Origin of the sequence: Nocardioides lijunqiniae (assembly GCF_015024225.1) — a bacterium.
In the GTDB taxonomy this organism is placed as follows: domain Bacteria; phylum Actinomycetota; class Actinomycetes; order Propionibacteriales; family Nocardioidaceae; genus Nocardioides; species Nocardioides lijunqiniae.
Genome location: NZ_JACJGM010000021.1, coordinates 50108 through 66367, shown reverse-complemented (window position 1 = coordinate 66367; position 16260 = coordinate 50108). Strand labels below are relative to the sequence as shown.

Below are 16260 nucleotides of genomic sequence, written 5' to 3'. Positions count from 1 at the left end.
GTCGACCGTGCTGGACATCGTGATGGACCCCTCGACCCCGGAGCCGCCCTTCGAGCAGCTGCGCGGCCACATCGCCGCGCAGGCCGCGTCGGGGGAGCTCGCCGCCGGCACGCGACTGCCCACGGTGCGCGGTCTCGCGACCAAGCTCAACCTCGCCGTCAACACCGTCGCCCGCGCCTACCGCGAGCTCGAGGCCGACGGCGTGGTCGTCACCGAGGGCCGGCGCGGCACCTTCATCGCCGCCCCCGTCGCACCCGCCGACGTCGCGGCGGCCGCGGCCGTGCTGGCCGCGACCGCCCGCCGTTCGGGAGTCAGCCTGGCCCAGGCGCAGCGACTCGTCACCGACGCCTGGACCTCCACCTAGTCGACGGGCCGCTCGTCCACTCGTTCGTAGAGCGCGATCGCGAGCCGGGCAGCGGCGGGGACCTCCTCGGTCAGGAGCCGGACGGCTGCCCGGTCCCCCTCCCACAGCGGACCCACCACGACGCCGTCCTCGTTCACGAAGCGGGAGCGCCACATGGTCCCGTCGTGCTCCAGCCGGGCGCTCACCTCGTCACCGCGACCGAAGCCCACGACCAGCTGCGGCAGCCGGCCCTCACGGCCGGGCACCACGACTTCGCGCTGCCCCGGGTCGGAGGCGCGGACCTCGGCCCTGCGCCACAGCCGTCCGTCGTGCTCGACGAGCTCCCGGACGGAGTACCCCGCCGCCGGGCTGCGCTCGGAGGTCACGGCGTAGACACCGAGGGCGACGACGACGTCGTCGCTCACCAGCGGCGGGCCCTCCTCACCGTCGGTCACCCACAGGCGGGCGCCCACGTCGCCGGAGGCAGGAGCCTCGACGGTGACACCGCTCCCGGCACCGGGATCGGTGTCGGGGACGGGGTCGCACTCCCCGGTCACCGAGCCGGCGCCGGGGACCTCGAGGTGCAGCGTCGCTCCTGGAGGAGCGTCGGCGCAGAAGTAGCGGTAGGAGACCGTGCCCGAGCCTGGGCCGGACACCGTCACCTCGGACTCCCCGGGTGAGCCCACCGCGGCGTCGAGGAGCCGATCCCCCGCGACGTCCTCGCGGAAGGTCACGCCGTCGACCGTCAGTCCCGGTGGTGGCGCTGCCTGCAGGTCGAGCTCGTAGACCGCCAGGGCGAACTCTCCCTCGCCCCGGGCCGACACCGTGGCCTCGACCCCGGCCGGGACGCTGACGAACTCGCTGAAGTCGGGGACGTCGTAGTCCAGCGGCGCGTTGTTGGTGTCGAGCGCCGTCACCGTCACCCGGTCGTCCGCTCCCGCCTTGCCCCACGACACCAGCCGTGGCCGGGGAGCCGGCTCGAGGACCACGGCAGCGATCCCCTCACCGACCTCGCCCGAGGAGTAGCGGTAGGTGTAGCCCAAGGACTCGATGGTGCCCGGCACATCCAGCCCGGCCAGCTTCGCCGGAGAGGGCTCCACCACCGGGTCGCTGCCCGTCACGCGCCCCACGCCGACCGCGACCACCACCGCCAGGACGGCAGCACCGGCGGCCGCCGCACGCCGCCGCCGACGTACGGCGCGCACCCGCTGGTGCACGAGGCCGAGCCGGCCACCGAGGTCGTGGTCCACGACGTCGTGGGCGTGCCGGTCGAGGGTGGAGCGGAGCTCGTCGAGGCCGTTCATGACAGGTCCTTCCCGTCGGAGGCGGCGAGCGCGGGATCGATCCGCAGCTTCGCGAGGGCTTTGCTGAGCTGGCTCTTCACCGTGCCGACGGAGCAGCTCATCAGGTCGGCAGTCTGGGCCTCGGAGAGGTCCTCGAAGTAGCGGAGCACCACAACGGCACGCTGCCGGCGCGGCAGCCGCTCCATCGCCTGCCACAGGTCGTGGCCGGCACTGACGGCGTCGCTCGCGTCGGAGTGCGCCCGCTCGGGCAGCTCCTCGGTCGCGAGCTCGCCGTTCCACTTGCGGCGCCACCAGGTGGCGTAGGTGTTGACCAGGATCCTGCGGACGTAGGGCTCGGGGCTGCCGTCGATGCGGCTCCACGAGAACCACGCCTTGCTCAGCGCCGTCTGGAGGAGGTCCTCGGCGAGCGAGTGGTCGTGGGTGAGGAGGTAGGCGGTGCGCAGCAGGGCGGTCGACCGCGCCGAGACGAACTCGTCGAACCCGACCGCGTCCACCGCCCCACCTCGTCCCCCGCTCGGCGCCCGGTCCCGAGACTCGGCTGTCGTTGCTTCCATGTCCCGTACTACCCGGTGGACCCTGTCAAACGTTGCCTCGGGTAGGAAGGTCTCATGCGCTACGTGGTCTACGGGACGGGCGCCGTCGGTGGCGTGATCGGCGGCAACCTGCACCTGGCGGGCGTCCCGGTCACGCTGGTGGCCCGCGGCGAGCACCTGGCCCGGATCCGGGCGCAGGGCCTGACCCTCGACCGCGAGGACGGCCGGCACCGGGTGGACGCGCCGGCCACCGACACCGCGGCCGACGTGGCGTGGACCGATGACACCGTGGTCCTGCTCTGCGTGAAGGGCCAGCAGACGCAGGCCGCCCTGGAGGACGTGCTGGCGCACACGCCGGAGGGGGTGCCGGTCGTCTGCGTGCAGAACGGCGTGGCCAACGAGCGAGCCGTCCTGCGCCAACGCGCGGAGACGTACGCCGTGTGCGTGATGCTGCCGGCCACCCACCTCGAGCCCGGCGTGGTCGTGCAGAAGTCCGGCTCGGCGCCGGGCATCCTCGACGTCGGGCGGGTGCCCGGTGGGGTCGACGAGACCGCGGAGGCGATCGCGGCCGACCTGCGCCGCGCCGGCTTCGAGTCGGTGGCGCGGCCCGACATCATGGCGTGGAAGCACCGCAAGCTGCTGTCCAACCTGGGCAACGGGGTGGACGCCGTCTTCACCCCGGGCGAGGACGCCGACGAGCTGGTGCGCCGCGCGCAGGCCGAGGGCGAGCAGGTGCTGGCGCGCGTCGGCATCGACGTGGTCACGGCCGAGCTCGACCGCGAGCGCCGCGGCGACCACCTGCGCCGCCGCGAGCACCTGCCGGTCGAGGAGGGCGGCTCCACGTGGCAGAGCGTCGCCCGCGGCGGCAGCGGGGTGGAGATCGACTACCTCGCCGGCGAGGTCGTGCTGCTCGGGCGCCTGCACGGAGTGCCCACCCCGGTCAACGAGGCCGTCCAGCGGGCCACGCACGACCTGGTGCGCGCCGGCGGCGCCCCGCGCAGCGTCGACCCCGCTCCGCTGCTGGGCTGACACCCTCCGACCCCGGAGATGACACTGACCCGCCCGAGGATCTCGGGCGGGTCAGCGGTGACGCGGTGAGGCGCGGGTCAGGACTTGGTGTCGTCCTCGGCCGCGGGGGCCTCGTCCTCGGTGGGCTCCTCCTCGGCGACGACGCTCTCCTCGGGCGACGCCTCCTCGGCGAGCTCGGTGGGAGCGTCGGTCGCGGCCGACTCCTCGGTCGCGGTCTCGTCGGTCTCGGTCTCCTCGACCGGGGCCTCCTCGACCGGAGCGGCAGCGGCCGCCGGGGCCGACGTGGTGCGGGGCGCGGTCGGCGAGTACGCCTCGGTCACGAGCTCGATGACCGCCATGGGGGCGTTGTCGCCCTTGCGGGGATTGAGCTTGGTGATGCGGGTGTAGCCGCCGGGACGCTCGGCGAAGGTCGGCGCGATCTCGGTGAAGAGGGTGTGCACGACGCCCTTGTCGCGGATGGTCTTGAGGACCATGCGGCGGTTGTGGAGGTCGCCCTTCTTCGCCTTGGTGATCAGCTTCTCGGCGTGCGGGCGCAGGGCGCGAGCCTTGGCCTCGGTCGTGGTGATCCGACCGTGCTCGAAGAGCTGGCTCGCGAGGTTCGCGAGGATCAGGCGCTGGTGGGCCGGGCTGCCGCCGAGGCGGGGACCCTTGGTGGGCTTGGGCATGGCTCGTGTTCTCGATTCTCCCCGGCCGTGTCAGGTACCGGGATAGAGGGCGGGTGCTGCTGAGGCGCCGACCCGCCCGAGAGTCTCGGGCGGGTCAGCGGTGGATCAGTACTGCTCGTCCTCGACGAACGCGTCGTCGTCGTCGTCGCCGTAGGCGGCGAGGGCCGCCTGCGGGTCGAAGCCGGGCGCGCTGTCCTTGAGGGACAGGCCCATCTCGACCAGCTTGGCCTTGACCTCGTCGATCGACTTCGCTCCGAAGTTGCGGATGTCGAGCAGGTCCTGCTCCGAGCGCGAGATGAGCTCGCCCACGGTGTGGATGCCCTCGCGCTTGAGGCAGTTGTAGGAGCGGACGGTCAGCTGCAGGTCCTCGACCGGGAGGGCGAGGTCGGCCGCGAGCTGCTCGTCGACGGGCGAGGGGCCGATGTCGATGCCCTCGGCCTCGACGTTCAGCTCACGCGCCAGGCCGAAGAGCTCGACCAGGGTCTTGCCGGCCGACGCGATGGCGTCGCGGGGCAGGATCGAGGGCTTGGTCTCGACGTCGATGACCAGCTTGTCGAAGTCGGTGCGCTGCTCGACACGGGTCGCCTCGACCTTGTACGTCACCTTCAGCACGGGGCTGTAGATGGAGTCGACCGGCATCCGGCCGATCTCGTTGTCCGCGCCCTTGTTCTGGACGGCGGAGACGTAGCCGCGGCCGCGCTCGACGACGAGCTCCATCTCCAGCTTGCCCTTGTCGGACAGCGTGGCGATCTGCAGCTCGGGGTTGTGCACCTCGACACCGGCCGGGGGCGCGATGTCAGCGGCGGTGACGGCACCGGCACCGGACTTGCGGAGGTACATGGTGACGGGCTCGTCGTGCTCGGAGGAGACGACCAGGCCCTTGAGGTTCAGGATGATCTCGGTGACGTCCTCCTTGACGCCCTCGATCGTCGAGAACTCGTGGAGGACGGTGTCGACCTTGATGCTCGTGACCGAGGCACCGGGGATCGACGACAGGAGGGTGCGACGGAGCGAGTTGCCGAGCGTGTAGCCGAAACCCGGCTCCAGCGGCTCGATGACGAACCGCGAACGGAACTCGTCGACGGACTCTTCCGACAGTGAGGGACGCTGTGCGATGAGCACTGATTCTTTCCTTTCCGGACCCACCCGCTATATGACGGACCCGAACATTTGCGTGTTGACGGCGGCGACGTACGTGCGAACGGTGGCCGGGCGAGCCCGGCCACCGACGCAATCACTTCTTGGAGTAGAACTCCACGATGAGCTGCTCCTGGATCGGCATGTCGATCTGCGCGCGCACGGGGACCTGGTGGACCAGGATCCGCATGCGGTTCGGCAGGGACTCGAGCCAGGCCGGGACGATCCGCTCGCCGAAGGTCTCGCGGGCCACGATGAACGGCGTCATCTCGAGCGACTTCTCGCGCACGTCGATGATGTCGTAGGCCGAGACCTGGAACGACGGGATGTCGACCTTCTTGCCGTTGACCAGGAAGTGCCCGTGGGACACCAGCTGGCGGGCGTGGCGACGCGTGCGGGCGAAGCCGGCGCGGTAGACCACGTTGTCGAGACGGCACTCGAGCAGCTGCAGGAGGTTGTCACCGGTCTTGCCGGAGCGGCGCGAGGCCTCCTTGTAGTAGTTCAGGAACTGCTTCTCCATCACGCCGTAGGTGAAGCGGGCCTTCTGCTTCTCCTGCAGCTGCGAGCGGTACTCGCTCTCCTTGATGCGGGCGCGGCCGTGCTGGCCCGGAGGGTAGGGGCGCTTCTCGAACGCTGCGTCGCCACCGACGAGGTCGACACCGAGACGGCGCGACTTCCGGGTCATGGGTCCGGTGTAACGGGCCATGGGTCAGTCTCTCTTTCTCAGTCTCGGGTCAGACGCGCCGGCGCTTGGGCGGGCGGCATCCGTTGTGCGGGGTGGGCGTGACGTCCTGGATGGTGCCGACCTCGAGGCCGATGGCACCGAGCGACCGGATGGCCGTCTCGCGACCCGAGCCCGGGCCCTTGACGAAGACGTCGATCTTCTTCATGCCGTGGTCCATCGCGCGGCGACCCGCGGCCTCGGCGGCCATCTGGGCGGCGTACGGCGTGGACTTGCGCGAGCCCTTGAAGCCGACGGTGCCGGCAGAGGCCCACGAGATGACCGCACCCGTGGGGTCGGTGATCGTGACGATCGTGTTGTTGAACGTGCTCTTGATGTGGGCTTCGCCCTGAGCGATGTTCTTCTTCTCCTTGCGGCGGACCTTCTTGGCGCCGGCCGCACGAGCCTTGGGAGGCATGCAGTTCTCCTGTGTTAGCTGGTCTGTGAGTTAGGAAGGCAGTGAGGCGCGCGAGCGCGTCGGCTCACTTGGCCTTCTTCTTGCCGGCAACCGTGCGCTTGGGACCCTTGCGGGTACGGGCGTTGGTCTTGGTGCGCTGACCGCGGACCGGGAGGCCCTGACGGTGGCGGCGACCCTGGTAGCTGCCGATCTCGATCTTGCGACGGATGTCGGCCTGGACCTCTCGACGGAGGTCGCCCTCGATCTTGAAGTTGCCCTCGATCGCGTCGCGGAGCTTGACCAGCTCTTCGTCACCCATCTGGTGCACGCGCTGGTTCGGGTCGACCCCGGTGAGCGCGAGCAGCTGCTGGGAACGGGTACGGCCGATGCCGTAGATGTAGGTGAGTGCGATCTCGATGCGCTTGTCGCGCGGGAGGTCGACACCAACAAGGCGTGCCATGTGATGGCCCTTTCCTGAAGGACGGTGTCCTTCGGTGGTTCACAGAGGTTTCGATCGTGACGCGCCCGGGCGGTGCCCGGCCCCGGCCTTCTGCTCCGGAGGTGGTTCGCCCCCCGCGATGGTGCTGCGCGGGGCTAAGCGTTCACGTTGATGGGTTGTTCAGTTGTCCAGCGTGCGGGGAGAGCCGAGGCTCAGCCCTGACGCTGCTTGTGACGCGGGTTCTCGCAGATCACCATGACCACGCCGTGACGACGGATCGTCTTGCACTTGTCACAGATCTTCTTGACGCTCGGGTTGACCTTCATGCGTCGACCCTTTCTGTTCGGTCGGCTGCTTACTTGTAGCGGTAGACGATGCGACCCCGGGTGAGGTCGTACGGAGAGAGCTCCACCACCACGCGGTCCTCGGGGAGGATCCGGATGTAGTGCTGGCGCATCTTGCCGCTGATGTGGGCGAGCACCTTGTGGCCGTTGCTCAGCTCGACGCGGAACATGGCGTTGGGGAGGGCCTCCGTGATGGTGCCCTCGAGCTCGATCACGCCTTCTTTCTTCGGCATGTCCTCCACAATCTGTTGTCTGGATGTCGCTTCGTATTCCTACCGTCCGGCCCGGGAACCTCCGGTCGGGTGACCGGTGGACCTCGTAGGATCGCTCGTCGGCACCTCAGTCCGGACACACGACCGAGCCGCTCTTGCGAGAGGGACGGACACGCTCCGGGCAGCCGCGAGGCACCGCAGGGCAGACCCACGTTGGGCCGACACGCCAGTTTACGAGGTTTCCTGCCGGAAACACGAATCGTGTCGGTCTCGCGCCCTCAGACGATGTAGGTCTCGGCGATCCCCCGCGCGATGGCGGCCATCTCGGGGATCGGCCGCGCCGGCAGGTGCACCCCGTCCGAGAGCACCGTCACGACGAGGTGCCTGCCCTCGACGAGGGCCGCGATCATCACGCCCTTGACGTCGGTCAGCCGCACCTCCCACGCCGGCACGCCGCCGGCCAGCGTGGTCCGCTCGGCGTCGTCGCTGCGCACGCCCAGGTCACGACGGATGGAGGCCATGGTCGCCCGCGGGGCGGGGTCCAGCTGCCACGCGACGTTGATGTCCTGCTCGACGAAGTCCTCCTCCTGGAAGGAGCACGACCCGCCGGCGTTCACCGTGACCGGCCGACCGTAGAGACGCGTCGCCTCCTCGGCGCTGACCTCGGCGCAGAAGGCGCCCTCGGCGTCGGGGGCGGCCGTGGTCGACGGGGTCGGCGACGCGCTGGTGGTCGGTGTGGGCGTCGGCGTCGGCTCCGGCGTCACCGGCGGTGACGCCGAGGTCGTCTCGGACGGTGTCGGCTCCGGGCCGCCCGCCGCGTCGTCGTCGCCCCCGGAGCAGCCCGTGGCCAGGAGCAGGGCGGCCAGGCCGGCGACGGCGGAGGTCTTCAGCGAGAGGGGCACCTCCGGACCCTGCCCGGTGCTCGCGCGGCCAAACCGCGGACTCAGGCCGCCAGGAGGCGCAGCGTCTCCTCGCGCGCGGGGCTCGCGCCCGCGTCGGTCCCGGCAGCGGCCCCGGCGACCGGGTGGATCATCACTTCGTCCACGCCGTACGTCGCCGCGAGCTCGGCCACGCGCGTGCGGGCCCCGTCGGCGTCGCCGATGACCCACCGGGCGGCCATCGCCTGCACCAGGCCGCGGTGCGCCTCGGGGACGCCCTCCGCCTCGGCCTCCTCCACCGTGCGCTGCGGCGTCAGCGGCTGACCGGTGCGCAGCGCCACCATCTGCAGCAGCTGCGGCAGGGCGAGACGCTGGGCCTCCTCGGAGGTCGCGGCGACGGCGGCGTTGACGGTGAGGAACGTGCGCGGCTCGGCCAGCTCGGGCGAGGGGACGAAGCGCGAGCGGTACAGCTCGATCGCCTCCCGGGTGCCGTCGCCGGAGAAGTGGTGCGCGAAGACGTAGGGCATCCCCTTCTCCGCGGCGAGACGCGCGGAGTAGTCGGAGGACCCGAGCAGCCAGATCTGGGGCACCGAGGCGGCGCTCGGGGTGGCGCGCAGCACGTGTCGGCGACCCTGCACCGCCAGCCCGACGCCGCCGGGCTCCATCATCGCGAGCACGTTGTCGACGTACTCGGGGAAGAGCGTGACGGCCTCGTCGGTGACCCCGCCGGCCCCGTGACGCAGCGCCCAGCCGGTGACCGGGTCGGTGCCGGGCGCGCGGCCGATGCCGAGGTCGATGCGACCGGGAAAGGCCGCCTCGAGGAGCGCGAACTGCTCCGCGACCACGAGCGGGGCGTGGTTGGGCAGCATCACGCCGCCGGAGCCCACCCGCAGGCGGGAGGTGGCGGCGGCGACCATCGAGATGAGCACCGGCGGGTTCGTCGCGGCGACGGCGGGCATGTTGTGGTGCTCGGCGATCCAGTAGCGGCGGTAGCCGGCCTCGTCGGCCGCGCGGGCCAACGCCAGGGTCGCGGCGATCGCGTCCCCGGTCGTCTGGTCGCTGCGGACCGGCACCAGGTCGAGCACGGACAGGGCGGGCATGGCAGGCCGGGCAGGCATTGTCTCGGACATCACCTCTCCCAACCGGGTCGGGGCGCCGATCATTCCGGCCCCGTGACGGGCCGCCCGCAATTGGGTGCAGAATGTGCCCAGCGAAAAGCTCCGCCCGCACGGCGACCTGGCGGGCCCCGACCCTGGAGAGCCATGACGACCCCACCGCCCACCCGCGCCTACCGCTCGCCGCTGCGGGCCGAGAAGGCGGCCGAGACGCGGCGTGCCATCGTCGCCGCCGCGGCGGAGGTGTTCGCGAGCTCGGGCTACGCCGGCGCCACGATGCAGCAGGTCGCCCGACAGGCGGGGGTGTCCCTCGAGTCCGTCAACAAGGTCGGCACCAAGGCGGAGCTGCTGATCAAGGCGTTCCAGCAGACCTACGCCGGCGAGGGCGGCTGGCGCTCGATCATCGACCAGCCCGAGCTCGTCGAGATCATGTCCCAGGAGGACACCGAGCAGGCCATCGGCGCGTACGCCGAGTTCATCGGCGCCGCCAACGATCGCTCCGCCGGCATCTGGGCCGCCGTGCGCGCCGCGGCGCGGTCGGAGGAGCGGGTCTCGGCAGCGGTGGCCGAGCTGATCGAGCTGAAGCGCTCGGACTTCGTGCTCGGACACGCCTGGTACGTCGCCCGCGGCATCGCCGACGAGTCCGTCCCTCCGGAGGCCTTCGCGGCGTACCTCTACGTCCTGACCTCCCAGGAGACCTACGACCAGCTGGTCCACGACTGGGGCTACTCCCCCGCGGCGTACGTCGCCTGGCTGCGCGCCGCGATCCTGGCGATCGGCGCCAGCACCCGCGCCCTGCCACCCCCGGAGGCGTGAGGCCCGACCCCGCTGGTCTAATCCAGTTGGTGAGAAATGTATTGAATACACGAAGAACCTAGTCAACTCGTGTCCTCGTTGCTAGCGTCGCCTGCTCACCCGGTCTCGCACCTCGCGCCTGCGTCGCGTCCCGCCTGGCCCACCCCCATCGAAGGCGACCCCATGCGACGACCTCCCGTACGACGACCCCTGCCCACCCCTGCCCGCCTCGCCCGAGGGGCGGCCGGCGCCCTCGTGCTCGGACTGGCGGCGAGCGCCCTGTGCGTCGTCGCCGTGGCACCCGCCCGTGCGGCTGACTTCGACCCGGTGCCCCACCGGGTCGTCGACGCCAACCCGGGTGCGGCCGACTCTCGGCCCACGGAGGTGGTCACGCTGGGCTCGCGGGTCATCTACAACGCCGAGTCCGGGACGGCGGGTGTCGAGCTGTGGTCCAGCGACGGCACCGGGCGCGGCACCCGCATGGTCAAGGACCTGCGCCCCGGGGGCAACTCCTACCCCTACCACCTGCTCACGGTCGGCGCCCGCGTGTTCTTCACGGCCGACGACGGCATCCACGGGCGCGAGCTGTGGGTGACCGACGGCAGCGCGGCCGGCACCCGGCTCGTGCGCGACATCAGCTCGGGCACCGCCTCCGGCGAGCCCGACCAGCTGGTGGCGGTGGGAGGGACCGTCTACTTCACGGCCACCGACCCGTTCAACGGACGCGAGCTCTGGCGCTCCGACGGGACCGTGGCCGGCACCAGCCTCGTCTCCGACATCGGGCCCGGCAGCGACGACGCCGGCATCCAGGCACTCACGCGCTGGGGCACGAGCCTGGTCTTCTCGGCCGACGGCGCCGGGGGCGCGGAGCCCTGGGTCAGCAACGGCAACCCCGGCCCCGGGACGCAGAAGCTGGGTGACATCAACCCGGCCGGCTCGTCCGTCCCCCGCAACTTCACGGTGCTCGGCTCGCGCATCCTCTTCACCGCGCAGTCCAGTGACGGCAACCGGGAGCTGTGGCGCAGCGACGGCACGCTGCCGGTGCTGGTCAAGGAGACGCTCCCCGGCGCCACCGGCAACGGCCAGCAGGAGCTCGTGGCCCTCGGTGACCAGGTCTTCTTCAACGCCGACGACGGCGCCAACGGCGACGAGCTCTGGGCCACCGACGGCACCACCGCAGGCACCCACATGGTCGCCGACATCCGGTCCGGCGCCGGCGACTCCGACCCCGGGTTCCTGACCGTCTACCGAGGGTCCGTCTACTTCTCGGCCTCGACTGCCCAGAACGCCCACCAGCTGTGGGCCACCGGGGGGACGGCCGCGACCACCCGCCTGGTCAAGGAGCACGACGCCGGACCGGGCCCGGACAGGATGCTGGTCGTGGCCGGGACCCTCTTCTACTCCGGCGCGTCCTCGGCCCTCGGCCGCGAGCTCTGGCAGACCGACGGCACCACGGCCGGGACCCGCATCACGAAGGACGCGAGCCCGGGGCCGACAGACGGCTACGGCCAGCCGGTCGCCGGCGTCTCACGCACCCTCTTCTTCTCCGCGCGGGACGCCGCGGGGATCGAGCTGTGGGCCTACACCACCCTGCGCTCGACCACCGGCGCCAAGCGCAAGGTGGTCGCCACGAGGCGCGCCGCTGCCAAGCGCCGGATCCGGGTGCCCGTCGTGGTCCGCGCCACGGGCGCCGTCCCCTCCGGGGTCGTCGTCCTGCGGAAGGGCTCCCGGGTGCTGGGCACCGCGACCCTGCGCGGCGGCAAGGCCACCATCCGCATCACCAAGCGGCTGCGCAAGGGGACCCACCGCCTCCGCGTCCACTACGCCGGCAGCGTGCACGCCAGCACGTCGCGCTCGAAGGTCGTCAGGGTCGTCGTCCGCTAGCGGGATCGAGGGCCCCGGCCTGCGCCACCGGCGTCAGCGGCGCCGGAACGTGCGCAGGCTGAGGGCGCCCCGCAGCCGGCGCAGGCGCGGCACCGCGCTGGAGAGGCGACGGCGCTCGGCGTCCACGGCGGCCCAGTACGACGCCGCGGCGGCCTCCGGCGGCTGGGCCGGGCCGAACACGTGGCGGTCGGCCAGCGCTGCCAGGCCGGGGGCGTCCGGGGAGGCCACCCTCGACGACTGCTCGCGGCGGGTCCACCCGGCCCCGACGGGCACGGGCTGGCCGAGGTCGCGGGCGTGGTCGACCAGCTCGCGCCAGGCTCCCACGATGCGCGCGGACATGCGGTCGGCGGCGCGACGCCGACGACGGCGCAGCACCTTGGCCAGCACCACCGACGAGAGCAGCAGCGCGATGACGAGCAGCGGCAGCCCGACGTAGAGCAGCACGACGCGCACCCACCCGGGCAGCCCGGCCTCCTCCTCCTCGCCGCGGTCGCCCTTGCGGGCGTTGAGCTCGGCGTCGTTCTGCTCGGCGAGCGTCGAGGGCGGCGGGATCGGCGCGGGCGGCGGCACCACGGTGCCGCTCATCTCCTGCTCCGACAGGGGCGGCTGCTCGGCCGGGCGGTCGGTGTCCATGAACGTCTCGGTCGGCAGCGTGCGCCAGCTGCCGTCGGCGACCTGGAGCTCCACCCAGGCGTGGACGTCCTTGCCTTCGACGACGCCGTCGTCCGGCACCACCGCGCCGAGGACGACGCGCGCGGGCACGCCGATCTTGTTGGCCAGCAGCGCCATCACGGCGGCGTACTGCTCGTCGTTGCCGACCATGATCGGCGCGTTGACGAACTCCTCCGCGAGCCGACGCACGTGGTGGCCGGCGTGGTAGATCTTCTCGCTCTCCAGCACGCCGTCGGAGTACTTGCCCTCGGTGCGCAGGTGCTCCGCCGCCGCGAACACGCGCTCCATCGGCTCCGAGGCACCGGCGGACCACTGCACCGCCTGGGTGTCCAGGAAGCCGGCGGCGAGCGCCGCCTCGCCGAGCGAGCCCGAGGGCACGGAGGCCTCGGTGACGTTGTCGTCGGTGCGGACGGCCGAGAAGGAGTAGCGGTCGCCGGGGGCCAGGCCCGAGGGCACGACGGCGGTGGCGGTGGCGAGGTTGTAGCGGAACGACTCTGCCATCTCCTCGGTGGCGCCGTCCTCGAAGTCCATCGACTGCAGGGCTCCCACCGTGGGCAGCCACACGCCGGAGTAGCCCTCGCCCAGGGTGACGGTCACGTCGACGTCGTCGCCCTCGGCCGGGTTGTCGATGGTGGAGGAGACCCGCTGGAAGGTGTCGTCGGAGCTGCCCGGGACTGTGTCCTCGGCGGCCCCCCACACCACGCCGTCGTAGCGGTCGAGCGCGGCGATGCGCACCCGCGCCCCCTCCGGCGCCCCCTCGACCGTCATCAGGGTCTTGTCGTGCAGGTTGACCGCGTCCGGCTTCGGCATCTTCACGTAGCGGCGGAACGACGACAGCGGCGAGGGGTACTGACCGATGTCGAACGGCGGCTCGACGTAGGTGCGCAGCACGACCCGCTCGTCGTCGGAGCCGGTAGCCCACGTCGTGACCGGCAGCGCGGCGGTGGCGGCCAGCGCCACCATGACGGTGCCGAGGGCCAGCCGGCGGCCCCGGCCGATGCCGCCGCGGACGGGCGCACTGGAGCGCTGGACGCGCAGCGCCAGCCAGCCGATCGCGAGCACGGTGAAGACGACACCCTGGAGCCACAGCGACTGCGGACGCGCCACGCCCAGCAGGATCACCGCGAGCAGCAGCGCCGCGGGCACGAGCACCGGCAGCAGCGCACGCAGCCAGGCGGGGCCGGACCGCAGCCGGCCCACGAGGGTGCCCAGCACCCCGGCCACCAGCCCCAGCACCCACGGCAGCACGAGCAGGGGGCCGTCACCGTCGACGGGGGGCACCGTGGTGAGCAGGTCCTTCCAGCCGAAGAGGAGCTGGTCCCCCAGTTCGCCGACGGCGGACGGTCCGGGCGCCGCCCGCAGCGCCAGCGGGGCGCCGAGCAGCACGAAGACCACGAGGGCGAGGACCATCGCGGCGATGCCTGGCCACCGCAGCGAGGTGGTCACGTGGGCGAGCACGACGCCGAGGACCACGCCGGCCAGGCCGACGACCAGGTAGCCGACGCCGGTGAAGGTCGTGGCGAGGCCGGTCAGCGCGGTCGCGCAGGCGGCGAGCAGCAGGGCGGCGTCGACCAGGTCGTGGCGGCTGGGCGCGAGGCGGCTCATCGGGCGCTCCAGTGCAGCAACCCGGGGAGGTCCTCCTTGGCGGCGACGTGGAGGACCGTGAGACCGCCGGTCTCCGTGACCCTGTTCGTCGCCGTGGAGTCCACGACGATCGCGATGCGGCGCACCTCCGGCGGGAAGGTCGCCGAGGCGCGCAGCACGGTCTCGAACGGCGCGTCGGGGCCGGTGACGAGGAACAGCAGGCTGGTGTCGGAGGCGATGTCGGCGGCCTTGCGCGCCGCGGGCACCAGCCCGACCCGGCCGGTCCCGGCCCGGCACACGGCGTCGAGCGCGAGGTGCCCGTCGAAGCCCGAGGAGGCGTGGGCGCCGCAGACGAACGACGCCTCGAAGTCGTCCAGCACCGCGCGCACGATGATCGAGGCGGCCGCCGACATGGCCGTCTCGAACTGCTCCTCGCGGCGCTCCTCGGAGCCCCAGCTCGCCGGCAGGTCGTCGACCACGATCGTCGCGTGGCTGCGGCGGGTGTCGAGGTACTGGCGCACCAGCAGCTGGCTCTCCCCCGCCGACGCCATGGCCTTGGCCGAGGAGCGCCAGTGCACGTGACGCAGGTCGTCGCCGGGGACGTACTCGCGCAGGGTGTGGAAGGCCAGGTCGCTCTGCGAGATCGCCTCGGTCTCGACCCCCTCGAGGTCGCGCAGCAGCCCGGCGCCCAGGGCGTCCAGCGGCACCATCGGCGGGCGCACCAGGATCTCGTGGAGGTCGGTCCACTCGGTGTCGCGCGAGCACAGCGACAGCGGGTCCCCTCGCCGGGTGGTGGCCGGCCCGACCCCGATCACGCCCCGGCGCTCGGTGCGCACGGTGAAGCTCTCCTCGTGCCGGGCGCCCGGCGCGAGGGTGGGGATGCCGTAGCGGTGCACGGAGTCGCCGACGGGCAGCTCGAAGATCGTGGGCAGCATCCGGCGGCCGGAGACGTTGGTGACGTCGATCCCGGCCGAGACGGTCTCCCCGGCAGCCACCCGCGCCGGCTCCAGCACCAGGTCGACGCGCACCCGGGTCCGCCCGACCAGGAACGGCAGCGAGGCGAGCAGGAGCAGCAGGCAGGCGACGCCGAGGACGGCCAGCTCGCGCCACCCGCCCCACACGGCGCCGGCCAGGGCCAGCGTCCCCAGGGCGAGCACGAGCCACCCGAGCGGGTTGACCACCCGCCCGAGCCCCTGGAGCACCCCCCGCACCTGCCGCACCGGCGTCAGGCCACCCGGTCGGTCGGCGGGGCGACCGAGTCCAGCAGGCGGGCGATGACGGTGTCGATCGAGATGCCGCTGAACTGCGCCTCGGCGTCCAGCAGCAGCCGGTGGCACAGGACGGGCACGGCGAGGTCCTTGATGTCGTCGGGCACGACGTGGTCACGGCCGTCGGCGGCCGCCCAGGTCTTCGCGACGCGGATGAACGCCAGGCAGCCGCGCGCGGACAGGCCGAGCTTGACGTGCGGCTGGCGTCGCGACTCCTCGGCGATCTCGGCAACGTAGCCCACGACGGCCGGGTCGACGTAGACCTCGTCGGCGAGGCTGCTCATCTGCGCGACCGCGGCGGACGTGATGACCGGGGTGACCAGGGCCGCGCGGTCGCGCACCTTGGCGTTGACCAGCAGCTCGATGGTCGCGGCCTTGTCGGGGTAGCCGACCGAGGCCTTCATCAGGAACCGGTCGAGCTGGGCCTCGGGCAGGCGGTAGGTGCCGGCCTGCTCGATGGGGTTCTGCGTCGCGATCACCATGAACGGGCGGCCCACCTCGTGGGGCTTGCCGTCGACGGTCACCCGACCCTCCTCCATGACCTCCAGCAGCGCCGACTGGGTCTTGGGCGAGGCGCGGTTGATCTCGTCGGCCAGCACGATCGTGTGGAAGATCGGGCCGGGGTGGAACTCGAAGGTCCCTTGGTGCTGGTCGTAGACGGTCACCCCGGTGACGTCGGAGGGCAGCAGGTCCGGCGTGAACTGGATGCGCGCGTGGCTGCCCTGCACGGTGTTGGCCAGTGAGCGGGCCAGCATCGTCTTGCCCGTGCCCGGGAAGTCCTCGAGCAGCAGGTGGCCCTCGGAGAGCAGGCAGGTCAGCGCGAGGCGTACGACGTGGCGCTTGCCGAGCACGGCCTTGGCCATGTTGTCGGTCAGCTGGTCGAAGGTCTGCTTGAACCACGCAGCCTGGTCGTGGGAGAGAGTCACGGAGGTCCTCGGGA

At 72.1% G+C, this 16260-nt stretch carries 18 protein-coding genes; 4 read left to right on the top strand and 14 right to left on the bottom strand.

All coding sequences use genetic code 11. The features are described from left to right. The first annotated feature begins 7 nt into the window (after window positions 1-7). Window positions 8-364 carry a GntR family transcriptional regulator gene (locus IRQ30_RS14115; RefSeq protein ID WP_338089709.1) on the top strand — a complete coding sequence of 119 codons (357 nt, stop codon included), beginning with the start codon at window positions 8-10 and terminating at the stop codon, window positions 362-364. Here the strand turns inward: IRQ30_RS14115 and IRQ30_RS14110 are convergent. Further along, complete coding sequence (locus tag IRQ30_RS14110; protein ID WP_193613551.1) at window positions 361-1647, bottom strand: hypothetical protein; 1287 nt, start codon at window positions 1645-1647, stop codon at window positions 361-363. The genes IRQ30_RS14115 and IRQ30_RS14110 overlap by 4 nt on opposite strands. After that, on the bottom strand, window positions 1644-2141 hold the full coding sequence (locus IRQ30_RS14105; RefSeq protein ID WP_338089708.1) for a SigE family RNA polymerase sigma factor: 498 nt from the start codon (window positions 2139-2141) through the stop codon (window positions 1644-1646). The genes IRQ30_RS14110 and IRQ30_RS14105 overlap by 4 nt, the downstream gene beginning before the upstream one ends. A 114-nt stretch (window positions 2142-2255) precedes the next feature. Between IRQ30_RS14105 and IRQ30_RS14100 the strand changes: the two genes are divergently transcribed. Continuing rightward, window positions 2256-3209: a ketopantoate reductase family protein gene (locus tag IRQ30_RS14100; protein ID WP_193613547.1), complete on the top strand. Its 954-nt coding sequence runs from the start codon at window positions 2256-2258 to the stop codon at window positions 3207-3209. A 77-nt stretch (window positions 3210-3286) separates the two neighbouring features. Here the strand turns inward: IRQ30_RS14100 and rplQ are convergent, their stop codons facing one another. The 9 genes from rplQ to IRQ30_RS14055 all read right to left on the bottom strand — a co-directional run bounded on the left by rplQ (window position 3287) and on the right by IRQ30_RS14055 (window position 9102). Beyond that, window positions 3287-3874 carry a 50S ribosomal protein L17 gene (gene rplQ / locus IRQ30_RS14095; protein ID WP_193613546.1) on the bottom strand — a complete coding sequence of 196 codons (588 nt, stop codon included), beginning with the start codon at window positions 3872-3874 and terminating at the stop codon, window positions 3287-3289. 105 nt (window positions 3875-3979) lie between these two features. Then, window positions 3980-4996 (bottom strand): DNA-directed RNA polymerase subunit alpha, encoded by a 1017-nt coding sequence (locus IRQ30_RS14090; RefSeq protein WP_193609621.1) that lies wholly within the window; start codon window positions 4994-4996, stop codon window positions 3980-3982. Between the two features lie 112 nt (window positions 4997-5108). Further along, window positions 5109-5717, bottom strand: a complete 609-nt coding sequence (rpsD, locus tag IRQ30_RS14085) for a 30S ribosomal protein S4 (RefSeq protein ID WP_193613544.1) — start codon at window positions 5715-5717, stop codon at window positions 5109-5111. Between the two features lie 28 nt (window positions 5718-5745). Next, window positions 5746-6150: a 30S ribosomal protein S11 gene (gene rpsK, locus IRQ30_RS14080; RefSeq protein ID WP_091025736.1), complete on the bottom strand. Its 405-nt coding sequence runs from the start codon at window positions 6148-6150 to the stop codon at window positions 5746-5748. A gap of 64 nt (window positions 6151-6214) precedes the next feature. Then, window positions 6215-6589, bottom strand: a complete 375-nt coding sequence (gene rpsM, locus IRQ30_RS14075; RefSeq protein WP_134738182.1) for a 30S ribosomal protein S13 — start codon at window positions 6587-6589, stop codon at window positions 6215-6217. A 191-nt stretch (window positions 6590-6780) separates the two neighbouring features. Then, entirely contained in the window at window positions 6781-6894 is a 114-nt protein-coding gene (gene rpmJ / locus IRQ30_RS14070) for a 50S ribosomal protein L36 (RefSeq protein ID WP_091025735.1), read from the bottom strand. Between the two features lie 29 nt (window positions 6895-6923). Beyond that, window positions 6924-7145, bottom strand: a complete 222-nt coding sequence (gene infA / locus IRQ30_RS14065) for a translation initiation factor IF-1 (protein ID WP_026145687.1) — start codon at window positions 7143-7145, stop codon at window positions 6924-6926. Window positions 7146-7402: 257 nt separating this feature from the next. Beyond that, the gene (locus IRQ30_RS14060; RefSeq protein ID WP_193613542.1) at window positions 7403-8026 is read right to left on the bottom strand and encodes a hypothetical protein; all 624 of its coding nucleotides are present in this window, start codon (window positions 8024-8026) and stop codon (window positions 7403-7405) included. 41 nt (window positions 8027-8067) lie between these two features. Continuing rightward, window positions 8068-9102, bottom strand: coding sequence for an LLM class flavin-dependent oxidoreductase (locus IRQ30_RS14055; protein ID WP_193613540.1), 1035 nt, complete (start codon window positions 9100-9102; stop codon window positions 8068-8070). A 162-nt stretch (window positions 9103-9264) separates the two neighbouring features. Between IRQ30_RS14055 and IRQ30_RS14050 the strand changes: the two genes are divergently transcribed. Next, window positions 9265-9933 carry a TetR/AcrR family transcriptional regulator gene (locus tag IRQ30_RS14050; RefSeq protein WP_193613538.1) on the top strand — a complete coding sequence of 223 codons (669 nt, stop codon included), beginning with the start codon at window positions 9265-9267 and terminating at the stop codon, window positions 9931-9933. Between the two features lie 162 nt (window positions 9934-10095). After that, window positions 10096-11796, top strand: a complete 1701-nt coding sequence (locus IRQ30_RS14045; protein ID WP_193613536.1) for an ELWxxDGT repeat protein — start codon at window positions 10096-10098, stop codon at window positions 11794-11796. A 33-nt stretch (window positions 11797-11829) separates the two neighbouring features. Here IRQ30_RS14045 and IRQ30_RS14040 read toward each other — a convergent pair whose 3' ends face one another. From IRQ30_RS14040 to IRQ30_RS14030, 3 genes are read right to left on the bottom strand one after another with little or no spacing between them, the layout of a single operon-like run. After that, window positions 11830-14073, bottom strand: a complete 2244-nt coding sequence (locus IRQ30_RS14040) for a transglutaminase-like domain-containing protein (RefSeq protein ID WP_193613534.1) — start codon at window positions 14071-14073, stop codon at window positions 11830-11832. After that, entirely contained in the window at window positions 14070-15272 is a 1203-nt protein-coding gene (locus IRQ30_RS24225; RefSeq protein ID WP_193613532.1) for a DUF58 domain-containing protein, read from the bottom strand. The genes IRQ30_RS14040 and IRQ30_RS24225 overlap by 4 nt, the downstream gene beginning before the upstream one ends. A 5-nt stretch (window positions 15273-15277) precedes the next feature. Continuing rightward, a complete protein-coding gene (locus tag IRQ30_RS14030) occupies window positions 15278-16246 on the bottom strand; it encodes an AAA family ATPase (RefSeq protein WP_193609626.1) in 969 nt (322 codons plus the stop codon). Window positions 16247-16260 lie beyond the last annotated feature (14 nt).

Excerpts from the sequence above, each read along its gene's own strand:
- infA (WP_026145687.1), bottom strand. The coding sequence starts at position 7,145 with ATGCCGAAGAAAGAAGGCGTGATCGAGCTCGAGGGCACCATCACGGAG.
- rpmJ (WP_091025735.1), bottom strand. The coding sequence starts at position 6,894 with ATGAAGGTCAACCCGAGCGTCAAGAAGATCTGTGACAAGTGCAAGACG.
- IRQ30_RS14045 (WP_193613536.1), top strand. The coding sequence starts at position 10,096 with ATGCGACGACCTCCCGTACGACGACCCCTGCCCACCCCTGCCCGCCTC.
- IRQ30_RS14110 (WP_193613551.1), bottom strand. The coding sequence starts at position 1,647 with ATGAACGGCCTCGACGAGCTCCGCTCCACCCTCGACCGGCACGCCCAC.
- rpsD (WP_193613544.1), bottom strand. The coding sequence starts at position 5,717 with ATGGCCCGTTACACCGGACCCATGACCCGGAAGTCGCGCCGTCTCGGT.
- IRQ30_RS14055 (WP_193613540.1), bottom strand. The coding sequence starts at position 9,102 with ATGCCCGCCCTGTCCGTGCTCGACCTGGTGCCGGTCCGCAGCGACCAG.
- IRQ30_RS14040 (WP_193613534.1), bottom strand. The coding sequence starts at position 14,073 with ATGAGCCGCCTCGCGCCCAGCCGCCACGACCTGGTCGACGCCGCCCTG.
- rplQ (WP_193613546.1), bottom strand. The coding sequence starts at position 3,874 with ATGCCCAAGCCCACCAAGGGTCCCCGCCTCGGCGGCAGCCCGGCCCAC.
- IRQ30_RS14100 (WP_193613547.1), top strand. The coding sequence starts at position 2,256 with ATGCGCTACGTGGTCTACGGGACGGGCGCCGTCGGTGGCGTGATCGGC.
- rpsK (WP_091025736.1), bottom strand. The coding sequence starts at position 6,150 with ATGCCTCCCAAGGCTCGTGCGGCCGGCGCCAAGAAGGTCCGCCGCAAG.
- rpsM (WP_134738182.1), bottom strand. The coding sequence starts at position 6,589 with ATGGCACGCCTTGTTGGTGTCGACCTCCCGCGCGACAAGCGCATCGAG.
- IRQ30_RS14050 (WP_193613538.1), top strand. The coding sequence starts at position 9,265 with ATGACGACCCCACCGCCCACCCGCGCCTACCGCTCGCCGCTGCGGGCC.